At 37.2% G+C, this 11,929-nt stretch carries 9 protein-coding genes, 1 tRNA gene and 1 pseudogene; 9 read left to right on the plus strand and 2 right to left on the minus strand.

Annotation, left to right across the window (positions count from 1 at the left end; translation table 11 throughout):
- Window position 1: 1 nt before the first annotated feature.
- From ACA100_RS07500 to ACA100_RS07530, 7 genes are all read left to right on the plus strand, one after another.
- Window positions 2–1,216, plus strand: coding sequence for a pyridoxal phosphate-dependent aminotransferase (locus ACA100_RS07500; RefSeq protein WP_481077088.1), 1,215 nt, complete (start codon window positions 2–4; stop codon window positions 1,214–1,216).
- Window positions 1,217–1,478: 262 nt separating this feature from the next.
- On the plus strand, window positions 1,479–2,477 hold the full coding sequence (gene trpD / locus ACA100_RS07505) for an anthranilate phosphoribosyltransferase (protein ID WP_481077089.1): 999 nt from the start codon (window positions 1,479–1,481) through the stop codon (window positions 2,475–2,477).
- 6 nt (window positions 2,478–2,483) lie between these two features.
- Window positions 2,484–3,857 carry a bifunctional indole-3-glycerol-phosphate synthase TrpC/phosphoribosylanthranilate isomerase TrpF gene (gene trpCF / locus ACA100_RS07510; RefSeq protein ID WP_481077090.1) on the plus strand — a complete coding sequence of 458 codons (1,374 nt, stop codon included), beginning with the start codon at window positions 2,484–2,486 and terminating at the stop codon, window positions 3,855–3,857.
- 96 nt (window positions 3,858–3,953) lie between these two features.
- Complete coding sequence (trpB, locus tag ACA100_RS07515) at window positions 3,954–5,156, plus strand: tryptophan synthase subunit beta (RefSeq protein ID WP_481077091.1); 1,203 nt, start codon at window positions 3,954–3,956, stop codon at window positions 5,154–5,156.
- A 2-nt stretch (window positions 5,157–5,158) separates the two neighbouring features.
- Entirely contained in the window at window positions 5,159–5,962 is an 804-nt protein-coding gene (gene trpA, locus ACA100_RS07520; protein WP_481077092.1) for a tryptophan synthase subunit alpha, read from the plus strand.
- Between the two features lie 100 nt (window positions 5,963–6,062).
- On the plus strand, window positions 6,063–7,136 hold the full coding sequence (locus ACA100_RS07525; RefSeq protein WP_481077093.1) for a hypothetical protein: 1,074 nt from the start codon (window positions 6,063–6,065) through the stop codon (window positions 7,134–7,136).
- An 82-nt stretch (window positions 7,137–7,218) separates the two neighbouring features.
- Window positions 7,219–7,295 (plus strand) — tRNA-Met (locus ACA100_RS07530).
- Window positions 7,296–7,339: 44 nt separating this feature from the next.
- On the opposite strand, the gene ACA100_RS07535 is transcribed toward ACA100_RS07530, so the two are convergent.
- A complete protein-coding gene (locus ACA100_RS07535; RefSeq protein WP_481077094.1) occupies window positions 7,340–8,230 on the minus strand; it encodes a DMT family transporter in 891 nt (296 codons plus the stop codon).
- A 119-nt stretch (window positions 8,231–8,349) separates the two neighbouring features.
- Window positions 8,350–9,781, minus strand: a pseudogene (locus tag ACA100_RS07540) (DASS family sodium-coupled anion symporter).
- Window positions 9,782–10,081: 300 nt separating this feature from the next.
- Here ACA100_RS07540 and ACA100_RS07545 point away from each other — a divergent pair.
- Window positions 10,082–11,443, plus strand: a complete 1,362-nt coding sequence (locus ACA100_RS07545) for a sodium-dependent transporter (protein WP_481077095.1) — start codon at window positions 10,082–10,084, stop codon at window positions 11,441–11,443.
- A gap of 77 nt (window positions 11,444–11,520) precedes the next feature.
- Window positions 11,521–11,874, plus strand: a complete 354-nt coding sequence (locus ACA100_RS07550; protein WP_481077096.1) for a 5-carboxymethyl-2-hydroxymuconate Delta-isomerase — start codon at window positions 11,521–11,523, stop codon at window positions 11,872–11,874.
- Window positions 11,875–11,929 lie beyond the last annotated feature (55 nt).

The following is an 11,929-nucleotide window of genomic DNA, read 5'->3' on the forward strand; positions in this document are numbered from 1 at the left end:
TATGAAAACAATTGGTAAATCAGATAAGTTGAATCATGTTCGTTATGAAATTCGAGGCCCAGTTCTCGATAAAGCGAACCAAATGGAAGAAGATGGCCTAAAAATCATCAAATTAAACATCGGGAATCTTGCACCTTTTGGCTTTATGCCACCAGATGAAATCGTACAAGATATGATCATGAACATGCCAGAAGCTTCTGGGTATACGGACTCAAAAGGGATCTTCGCCGCACGCAAAGCCATCGTCCATTACGCCCAACAGAAGAATATTAAAAATGTTGATGTGAATGATGTCTACATTGGTAACGGCGCCTCTGAGCTCATCACTATGAGTTTGAATGCGTTGTTAAACAATGGCGATGAAGTACTAATCCCAACGCCAGATTATCCATTATGGACAGCCGCAACATCGCTTGCTGGCGGGCGCCCAGTGCACTATATGTGTGATGAAGATAATGATTGGCAGCCAAATATTGATGACATTCGCGCGAAAATCACACCACGCACAAAAGGGATTGTGATCATTAATCCAAATAATCCGACAGGTGCTTTGTACAGTGATCAGATTTTATTAGATATTTTGGAAGTGGCTCGTGAATATGGCTTGGTTGTATTCTCCGATGAAATTTACGATAAAATTTTATACGATGGACATACGCATACATCGACAGCTGCTTTAGCTGATGATGTTTTATGTTTAACATTCAATGGATTATCTAAAGCTTATCGTGCTTGTGGTTATCGTGCAGGTTGGATGATTGTTTCTGGCCCTAAAAAGCATGCGAAAGAATATATTAGTGGTTTGAATGTTTTGTCTTCTATGCGCTTATGTTCTAACTCTTTAGGGCAATATGCGATTCAAACGGCATTGGGCGGTTATCAAAGCATCAATGAATTAATCGCGCCCAATGGTCGATTAACGAAACAGCGTGATTTGGCTTATGATTTGTTGACGAGCATTCCAGGCGTTTCTTGTATGAAGCCAAAAGGTGCTTTGTATATGTTTCCAAAAATGGATCCAGATATGTATCCATTCTTATCTGACGAAGAATTTGCCTTGGATTTATTAGAATCAAAGCGCGTATTAATTGTACAAGGCTCAGGATTTAATTATCCAACACCTGATCATTTCAGAATCACATTTTTGCCGTATAGTGATGTTTTAACTGATGCTGTGGTTAGAGTTGGTGATTATTTAGGTGAGATTAAGAAATAAAATTTCAAAATTATTGTTGACGGATGGTTTTTATTCCGATAGATTAAAAACCATCAATTTTAAGGAATTCATTCATGACACGCATTACATTAGTTTCACGTAATTTTTGGTGGCAAATCTCTCACAAGGCGGGAGATTTAGTCGTGTCATGGCAAAAATAAAAGTCAATACATGCATAAAGAACCCGCGATAAGCGGGTTTTTTTTCGCCCGCTGTAGCACCCAGAATTTGAAATTAGCATTTAAATACAGCAGAGGCAGATATGAACCAATCATTACTAAAAGTTTACAACGGCGAATACTTATCTCAAGAAGAGAGCTTTGAAATCTTTTGTAATATCATCGAAGGGCAAGTTTCCCCAATCCATTTAGCATCGATGTTGACAAGCATGAAAGTGCGCGGTGAATCCATCGCGGAATTAACAGGTGCTGCAATGGCATCATTGAAACATGCAGAAACATTTCCAACACCAGATTATATGTTTGCTGACATTGTTGGCACAGGCGGCGATGGTTCAAAAAGCATCAATATTTCTACAGCAAGTTCTTTTGTTGCAGCAGCCTGTGGTTATCCGATTGCAAAACATGGTAATCGTAGCGTTTCAAGCTTAAGTGGTTCATCAGATGTGTTGACTGAATTGGGTGTGAATATCTATGCAACACCTGAAAAATCTCGTGAATTATTGGATGAATTGGGGGTATGTTTCTTATTTGCTCAGCAGTATCATAAAGGTTTTAAAAATGTTGCACCGATTCGTGCAGAGCTCAAAACACGTACAATCTTCAATGTGTTAGGGCCATTAATTAATCCAGCGCGTCCACGAGTTGCGATCGTTGGTGTCTATCAAAATTCCTTAGTTCGCCCAATGGCAGAAGTATTGAAAAACTTAGGCTACTTAAATGCAGCAGTGATTCATACTGCGGGCTTGGATGAAGTCTCATTGCATGCAGATACGCATGTTGCAGAGTTGGCTGATGGTGATATCGAAGAATACTATTTAACAGCGAAAGATTTTGGTTTGCCAGTGATGAGCATTGATGACATTCGTGGTGGAACGCCTGCTGAAAATAAAATCTTATTGGAAAATATCTTACAAGGTCAAGGCAAAGTAGCACATGAAAATGTGGTTGCTGCAAATGTTGCATTATTAATGCGCTTATTTGGTAAGCGTGATGTGAAGCAAAATGTGGAAGAGGTTTTAAGCATGATTCGTACTGCGAAGCCTTATGAAGTATTACAACAAATGGTGAGCAGAGGTTAATCGATCATGGCAACTATCTTAGAAAAAATCGTCGCAGACAAATACATTGAAGTGAGCTTGTTGAAGCAAGAAAAGCCATTGTGTAATTTCCAAATGGACATTGTGCCAAATGATCGTGATTTCTATGCATCATTAGCTTCATCAAAGCCAGCTTATATTTTGGAATGTAAGCCAAAGTCACCTTCAAAAGGTACGATCAATCCTAATTTTAATTTAACTAAAATTGTTACGGCTTATTCACCATTTGCATCTGCAATTTCAGTGTTAACCGACAATAAATATTTTGGTGGTGAGTTTAAAAATTTAAAAATTGCCCGTGAATTAACGGATAAACCACTGTTGTGTAAAGATTTCATTATCGATGAATATCAGATTCATTATGCGCGTTTACATGGTGCAAGCGCTGTATTATTAATGTTATCAGTATTATCAGATGCCAAGTATTTAGCACTTCGTGAAGTCGCGCATTCATTGAATATGGGCGTATTAACAGAAACCAGTAATGAAGAAGAGTTAGCAAGAGCCATTGAGTTGAATGCAAAAGTGATTGGCATTAATAATCGTGATCTACATACTTTAACTGTGAATTTAGAAACCACTAAAAAATTGGCAGTGAAAATTCCTGAAGATCGTATTGTGATCAGTGAGTCAGGGATTTCATCTCACAATGATGTTGTGGATTTATCACCGTATGCAGATGGATTCTTAGTGGGTAGCCATTTAGTGGGTTCAGAGAATTTAGACTTAGCATTGAGAGAATTAATTTTCGGTACGCATAAAGTTTGTGGCTTGAAATCACTAGAAGCAGCAACAGCAGCGTATGAATCGGGTGCTTATTATGGTGGTTTGATTTTTGTAGAGAAATCACCGCGATACATTTCACCAGAAGATGCAAAAGCTCTGATGAACGTACCTTTGAATTTTGTGGGGGTTTTTCAAAATGCAGAGATTACATTGATCAATTCAATGGTAAAAGATTTGAATCTGAAAGCAATTCAGTTGCATGGTGAGGAAAATTTAGAATATATTGCTCAATTACGCACGCAATTACCACAGAATGTGGAGATATTTAAAGCCATTGATGCGACGCAGATTGAAGCGCAGAAAGATTATTTAGGCAGTGATTTAATCGATTGTATCGTATTAGATTATGGTCAAGGTGGCACGGGGAATAGTTTTGATTGGACCATCATCCCAACATTGCCACAGCGCCGTTATTTATTGGCTGGCGGCGTAGGCGAAGAGAACATTAGTGACGCATTAGCGCAAAATGTTACAGGTGTTGATATGAACTCAGCGCTAGAAATGACAAAGGGCGAAAAATGTACACAGAAGATACAAAGTGTTTTTAAAGCAATTCGTGAATATAGAACTGTTTAAGATTAAAACACAGAAATAGTCATAAGCTTCCCACACAGAGCGTGGGAAGCTAAACAAGCAGATATTAGAGATAGGTTAAATAAGGAAGGAGAAATCATGGCAATTTTAGATGCATATTTTGGGGAATTTGGCGGTCAATATGTGCCTGAATTATTGATTCCAGCACTGGATCAATTGGAAAAGGCATTTGTGGATGCAAAAGATGATCCTGAATTTCAAGCGGAATTTATGGATTTATTGAAGAATTTTGCGGGCCGACCAACAGCGTTAACATTGTGTCAAAATCTAACCAAAGGTACGAAATCAAAATTATATTTGAAACGTGAAGATCTACTGCACGGTGGTGCGCACAAGACTAACCAAGTTTTGGGTCAAGCATTATTGGCAAAACGTATGGGAAAACATGAGATCATTGCAGAAACTGGTGCAGGTCAACATGGTGTAGCTACAGCAATCGCATGTGCATTATTAGGATTAAAATGTCGTATTTACATGGGCGCTAAAGATGTTGAACGTCAAGAGCCAAATGTATTCCGTATGAAAATGATGGGCGCAACTGTGATTCCTGTCTATTCTGGCACAGCAACATTGAAGTCAGCATGTACAGAAGCATTACGTGACTGGGCTGAAAATTATCAAACAACACATTATTTATTAGGCACAGCAGCGGGTCCACATCCATTCCCAACAATTGTTCGTGAGTTCCAGAAAATGATTGGTGAAGAAGCAAAAGCACAAATCGTTGCAAGAGAAGGCCGTTTGCCTGATAAAGTTTTGGCTTGTATTGGCGGTGGCTCTAATGCGATTGGTATGTTTGCAGACTTTATTCCTGAAGAAGGCGTTGAATTGATCGGTGTTGAACCAGGTGGATTTGGTATTGAAACAGGTAAACATGGTGCACCATTAGGACATGGTTCTACAGGCATCTTTTTTGGTATGAAAGCACCAATGATGCAAGATGAAGAGGGGCAAATTGAGGAATCTCATTCAGTTTCAGCAGGTTTAGATTTCCCATCTGTTGGTCCGCAGCATGCATATTTACAATCCATTGGTCGTGCGCAATATGTATCCATTACGGATGATGAAGCGTTGGCTGCCTTTAAAGATTTATGTCGTAATGAAGGGATCATTCCTGCATTGGAATCTTCACATGCTTTAGCGCATGCTTTGAAGATCATTCGTGAAAATCCTGAAAAAGAGCAGTTGATTTTAGTGAACTTATCAGGCCGTGGTGATAAAGATATTTTCACGGTGGCGAAGATTTTTGCAGAACAAGATGCTCAAGAGAAAGGAGAATAATCATGAGTCGTTACGCTAAAAAATTCAGCGAATTAAAAGCTAAAAATGAAGGTGCTTTTATTCCATTTGTAATGATCGGTGATCCCAATCCTGAAGCTTCTTTAGAAATCATTGAAACATTGGTGGAAAGTGGTGCGGATGCATTGGAATTGGGCGTGCCATTTTCTGATCCAATGGCGGATGGCCCTATAATTCAAAATGCAGGCGTTCGCGCGATGAATGCAGGTACAAATGCAGCAAAATCTTTTGAGATTATTGCTAAAGTGCGTGCAAAATATCCTGAAATTCCAATTGGTTTATTAATGTATGCCAACTTAGTTTATCGCCCAACATTAGAGACTTTCTATAAGAAAATGGCAGAAATCGGTGTGGATTCTGTATTGGTTGTAGATGTGCCGTTAAGTGAGTTCAAAGCATTTAAAGAAGTGGCAACTGCACATGGTATCGAATCTATTTTGATTGTGCCGCCTAATGCAAGTGATGAAACGATTCGTAAAACAGCAGAAGCCGCAGAAGGTTACATCTATTTAATGTCACGTAGCGGCACTACAGGCTTAAATAAAGCAACGGACGCAGGTTTACCGAATTTAGTGAAATTGATTCGCTCAGTTACGAATGTACCAATCGTGCAAGGCTTTGGCATCAGCACGAAAGAGCAAGTGAATGATGCTATTAAAATGGGCGTAGATGGCGCAATCTCTGGTTCTTATATTGTATCGTTGATTGAAAAACATCATGACAATATGGATGAGTTGAAAGCAGTCTTAAAAAATACTGTCACAGCACTGAAATCGGGCACGAAGTAGCTTATTTATGGTTTGAAGACCATCTATTTCTTTATGGAATAGGTGGTTTTTTTATTTATCAGCTAGAATAACGCTATTATTAATTTATTGGTTGTTGTGCATGTTCATTGTATTAAAAATTATATTTTTATCAGTGTTAGTATTTTTATGTGTAGTAAGCACTGTTGTGTTTATAAGATGGGGAGAGTATTTATGGATTTCTGTTACTCCATATTTCAATAATTTTAGTAGTTGTGTTGTGGCTTGGTGGAAAAAAAGGTGTAAGGAATATGAAAAAGACCAAGATTATAAAATAATTTATATAACAGGAATGATCTTTTTATTCCTATCATTAATTATTTGGTTGTCCCCTTTATCATCTGAATCAGCACAATATGGTAAAGATACTATTACTTTACAAGTGCAATTAATAACGGTCTGTCTAGCTACAGTTGCAGGCATCATTGCCTTTAAAAATTATAGAAGAAAGTCAGATAATGAGATATATTTTAACTGTTCTATTCAGCAGGATAATGATTTAGCATATATTTCAAAAATTATTTTGCATAATGCCAAGGATAAATCTATAGTTATTTTTGCCGTAGATTATGAGATCAAGGGCAAGAGGATTAGATTTTTTCAAGATACCTTTAAACCGATAATCATTTCTGCATATTCATCGGTAATTATTCCTTTAGAAAAAACATTTAAATATACTAACGATTATGTTTCAGAACGATTTTCTCGAGAAGATACTGTATGTATATGTGTGACTACTCAAGGTGGTGTGGAAGCTAAAATATTAGATCTCCCTCAATTAAACTCTAAATTTAGAGAAAAATGTATTTTTCCACAAACTATTAAAAATTTACCAAAAGATTCTCATAATTATGGGTTTTCTTCAGATGCTACACATTGGATTAAAATGAACTCACGAGAAACAGATATGAGTGACGATGGTAAGCTTCAAGTTATAGAATACACTGAATATATTTCAGGCTATTTTGCTAATAATATATTTCGAGTTGACCCAATAGAACAGACTGGCTATAAGTATTTGAATGGTAAAAGTAAAGATTATATAGATAATGCTATTCAAAAATTTTATGAACTTGAAAGTGAAGGATACATGCCTGAGGGTATATTTGATTATGAAGAAATTGAATTTGATAATATTCAGAAGATTGATAAATAAACTATTTATATATACGTTAGTGTGAGTACATTTTACGCAGTAATTTATTTGAAACTGTGTATAATGCATCACTCAATACAGACGCGGGATGGAGCAGTCTGGTAGCTCGTCGGGCTCATAACCCGAAGGTCGTTGGTTCAAATCCGGCTCCCGCAACCACATATTAAAGCCCTCATGATTTCATGAGGGCTTTTTTGATTTTGCTAGATTTGCTTCTTCTTTGGCATTAGCGTTAATGCCATGCCACCAAAAATCAAAATAATACCAATCCATTGCTCGATGGATGGCGCAAAACCTGTGATGAAGATATCCATCAAAATAGCGACTAATGGATCTAAAAACACTAAGATAGCGATCAATTGCGTGGATAAATGGCGAATGGAATCAAAGAAGAGATAAAACACAATGCCTGTATGCACAAAACCTGTGATCAAAATATAAAACCAATTCATGCCCGTTAAATTATCAAAGGCAGAGAAATCCACAAAGGGAATCAATAATAGTGCACCAAATCCCACTTGGATTGTTGTGATTGCATAGGAGCTTGCGTATTTAAAGCCTTTGCCTGTTAGTGTTAACAGCGCATAAAATAGGGCAGAGAGTAAACCAAAGATCAAACCTTGTGAAAAGAATTCACTCATAGAAGATGTGCGATTGATCTCTGCAATCGCCAAAGTTCCGATAAAGCAGGCTAAAATCGCAATCATAGGGATGAGCGTGAGCTTCTCTTTATATATGAATGCGCCCAAGATCATCACAATCACAGGCGCTAAGTGATAAATTGAAATGGCAACGGTTACACCAGATTCTTCAATGGCTTTAAAGAAATAGAGCCAGTTTAATATTAAGAAGATGCCACAAATCAAAATGCGAAAAACTTCTTGCTTATGCCAATTTTCACTGCGTAATCTACCTGAAGCCCACCAAAAGAACCCTAAAAAAATCACAGCACAAACACAGCGTATAAATACGAGTTCTAGAGCTGGTACGCCACTTCGTTCTGAGAAGAATCCCACTGAGCCAAACAGAATCATGGCAATCGCCATTTTGAGCGTAGATGTGCGATTATTTAATGTGGTAGCGATATTGGTCATGATGGATCTTTTTATGGAAGCTAAAATTTACGCGAAGCATTCATAGTAATGGATTTTGTAGAAAAGGCTAGCATGAAAAAAGGTGCTGAGTCGCACCTTTGATGAATGATCTATAAATACTATATTAAACCAATGAGTTGCCACCATGCCATGCCAAGTGTCATCATAAATAGATAACAGATGATGGCAATGAATGCGCCGATAATCCACCATTGCTTAATGGTATTGTAACCTGCACCAAATACGATGGGTGCTGCTGCACCTGTGTAATGGGTGAGAGAACCTCCGTAAGCATTGGAGGCACATAATGCTAGTGCCAATGCCATTTCTGGCGCGCCTGCAACTTTACCAACCGTTAGAAACACAGGTAGCATTGCGGCAATGTACGCTGAACCAGAAGCAAAAAGATAGCGAACAATGACGCTTAAAAATATGATGAACCATAGAATTAATAAGGCATTGTCGCCAAAATTAATATTTTTCCCCATAAAATCAGCAAGCCAGACGAAAAATCCAAGTTTAGTTAATACAGCAGAAATACCGATGATGCCACCGAACCAAATAAAGGTATTCCATCCGCCTTTATTCTCTTGAACATCTGACCATTGAATAACATTAGTGACTAAAATTGCCACCATTGCACAAATAGCAACTGCGGTGGCATTGATTGTGATTGGTGTATCAAGCCAGTCTAATAAATTTAATAATGTCGGAGCAATCCAGCCTGTTAATGATAGTGCAAATATCGTCACGAGGATTTTTTCACTCATTTTCATTGGGCCTAATTCCGCTAAACCTTCAGCAGAGATCTTTTTATTATCCACTTTTGTTAATGTTGGGCGTATCATGATGTAGTTAACAAGAGGGATTAATAATAATAAAAAGAAGCCTGGCAGGAATAAGCCTTTGAACCAAATCATCCAATTAATGTGTACGCCCAATATTTTTTCGGCTTGGTCTGCTGCTAAAGCATTGGGTGCCATTGCTGTGAGAAACATAAAGCTTGTGACTTTTGTCACCATATAGGTGTTGATCATTAAATAGCTACCTGCTTTTTTGGCTGTTTCACCAGGTTCAGAACCCAAAGCTTTAACAATACTATGAATGATCGGATAAACAATACCGCCGCAGCGAGCTGTATTAGAAGGTGTCACAGGAGAAATACCCAAATCCAAAAATGCAGTCACATAACCAAGCCCTAAAGTTGTTCCTCCCAATTTATCAATCAAAATATAAGCCAATCTTCGGCCTAAACCAGTTTTGATAAAGGCAATACTGAGAGTAAATGCTGAAAAGACGAGCCAAGTGGTTGAAGATGAATAGCCACTCAAAGCAATACTGGTTTCATCTAATAATAAGGCAGTTGCACCGACAGCAATGAGTAATACAACGGGGGGCAGGGAATGGTTTAATGACTAAGCCGATAATAGCTGCAAGATAAATGGCAAAAGTATGCCATGCTTCTATGGATAATCCCTCTGGTGGTGGTACAAACCAAAGTGTCAATGCAACTAAAAATGTTATGAGTAATTTAATAGAGTGATTCATTATGAACGACCTTATTTTATAAATGTTAATTATTGTATTTTATTGTAAATAAGAAAATCTGTATTGTTATAAGTTATGTTTATTGATTTAGATACAGGAAAAAATGCAATATTTAATATGTTGTAGTTAATTTGTATAAAAACAAATGCCTTTAAATAGTTTATATTCAATGATTTAAGTTATTTGTATAAAAAATATTATGAAATATTATTGAATTAAATCAAAAAAAAGTATCATTCTTTGAATTTTGTAGTACTCTTACTGCCTTGTAAAACAATATTAAAGTAAAGTTTTGGAGGATTCATGTCAAAAAGAGAGAGCTGGAGTAATCAATTGCTGTACATCTCGACAGTTGCTGGTGCAACCATTGGCTTTGGTGCAACATGGCGATTCCCTTACCAAGTGGGACAAAATGGCGGTGGTGCATATCTTTTAGTATTTATTCTAGCGATGATTGTATTGGGCGTACCGATGTTGATGGCTGAGCATGTGATTGGGCGCCGTTTGCATACCAATACGATTGATGCATTTACGCAAGGTAAATTACCTAATCCTATCTCTAAGTGGTGGAAAGGTATTGGTGTTTTAGCTATTTTAGGTGCATTTGGTATCTTGGCTTATTACATGGTTTTGGGTGGTTGGGTATTTGGCTACATTGCAGATATTTTAATGGGATCAATTGATCTTTCCAAACCCTTAGAAAATGATGCAATCGCGGAGTTCTTTAAAGGCTCGATTGCCAACTCATGGAAAATTACCTTCTACACTTTCTTATTTGTTGCCATTAACTACTACATTTTAACTAAAGGGATCATTCAAGGAATTGAAAAGCTGATCTCGCGCATCATGCCTTTGTTCTTGATCATTCTAATTGTTATGGTTATTTACGCTTTACAATTGGATAATGCAGCCGCTGGCGTAAAATTCTACTTAATTCCAGATTTTAGTAAAATTAATGCGAATATCTTCTTACAAGCTTTGGGCCAAGTATTTTTTGCTTTGAGTTTAGGTTTCGGTGTAATGATTACATTGTCATCTTATTTAAATAAAAAAGAAAATATGGTGAAAATCAGTTTAATTGCAGGCGTTATTAATACAATCATCCCTTTAACGCTAGGTTTTGTAATTTTCCCTGCATTGTTCTCTGTGGGCATGGAGCCTTCAGCGGGCCCAACATTGGTATTCCAAGCATTGCCAGTTGTATTTTCTAATATGCCATTTGGTACAGTATTTGGTTTGGCATTCTTTACATTGTTGATTTTGGCTGCATTGACAACATCATTGACGATCTACGAAGTGATCATCACAACATTGGTTGAGAAAACGCCTGTAAGCCGTAAATTTGCAACATTCATTACTTTAACTGTAATCTTTTTATTGGGTAACTTGCCAAGCGTATTATCAGATGGTCCTTGGAAAGATGTTCGCATCTTTGGTATGTCGATTTTTGATGCATTCGACTTCATCAGCGCAAACGTATTCTTCATCTTAACAAGCTTCTTATCATGTATCTTCATTGGTTTTGTATTGAAGAGAGCAGCGTTGTTAGAAGAGATCACAAATGATGGTACTGTGAATAACAAATTAGCTGTTCCTTTATTCTATTACATTAAATTCTTCATTCCATTATTGATCGCTGTGATCGCTATTATGAACTTTGTGTAATGAGTATTAAACATTAGTAATAAACTTAAGCCCTGATTATATAGATGATCAGGGCTTTTATATTGAAAGGGGAAAATATGCCACATATCATCATAGAATGTTCCGAGAAAGGATTGGTGCAAGATTGTGATCGTTTATTATTGAGCGTCAATCAAGCTCTATTAAAGACAAAAGAGTTCATAGCAGAAGATATTAAAAGTCGTTGTTATATTGCAGATTATGCGTTGTCAGGTTTGAATAATAGGGAAGCTGCATTTATTGCCATTAGTTTGAAAATTATGCCTGGGCGAAATGATGCAGTGCAAAAAGATATGGCAGAACGAATTCTATCGGCCGTACAATCTGAATTGGCATATAATGCTAAGCGCGTTCAAATTATGGTGGAAGTGACAGAGCTACATGTGCAGCAGTATCATAAGATTATTGTGTAATAGAAAGCTTCTGAAAAATTAAACCTTCTCACCGTAGGCGAGAAGGTTATGAGTA

It is taken from the genome of Wohlfahrtiimonas sp. XWW7 (genome assembly GCF_056716055.1).

Excerpts from the sequence above, each read along its gene's own strand:
- ACA100_RS07500 (WP_481077088.1), top strand. The coding sequence starts at position 2 with ATGAAAACAATTGGTAAATCAGATAAGTTGAATCATGTTCGTTATGAA.
- trpD (WP_481077089.1), top strand. The coding sequence starts at position 1,479 with ATGAACCAATCATTACTAAAAGTTTACAACGGCGAATACTTATCTCAA.
- trpCF (WP_481077090.1), top strand. The coding sequence starts at position 2,484 with ATGGCAACTATCTTAGAAAAAATCGTCGCAGACAAATACATTGAAGTG.
- trpB (WP_481077091.1), top strand. The coding sequence starts at position 3,954 with ATGGCAATTTTAGATGCATATTTTGGGGAATTTGGCGGTCAATATGTG.
- trpA (WP_481077092.1), top strand. The coding sequence starts at position 5,159 with ATGAGTCGTTACGCTAAAAAATTCAGCGAATTAAAAGCTAAAAATGAA.
- ACA100_RS07525 (WP_481077093.1), top strand. The coding sequence starts at position 6,063 with ATGTTCATTGTATTAAAAATTATATTTTTATCAGTGTTAGTATTTTTA.
- ACA100_RS07535 (WP_481077094.1), bottom strand. The coding sequence starts at position 8,230 with ATGACCAATATCGCTACCACATTAAATAATCGCACATCTACGCTCAAA.
- ACA100_RS07545 (WP_481077095.1), top strand. The coding sequence starts at position 10,082 with ATGTCAAAAAGAGAGAGCTGGAGTAATCAATTGCTGTACATCTCGACA.
- ACA100_RS07550 (WP_481077096.1), top strand. The coding sequence starts at position 11,521 with ATGCCACATATCATCATAGAATGTTCCGAGAAAGGATTGGTGCAAGAT.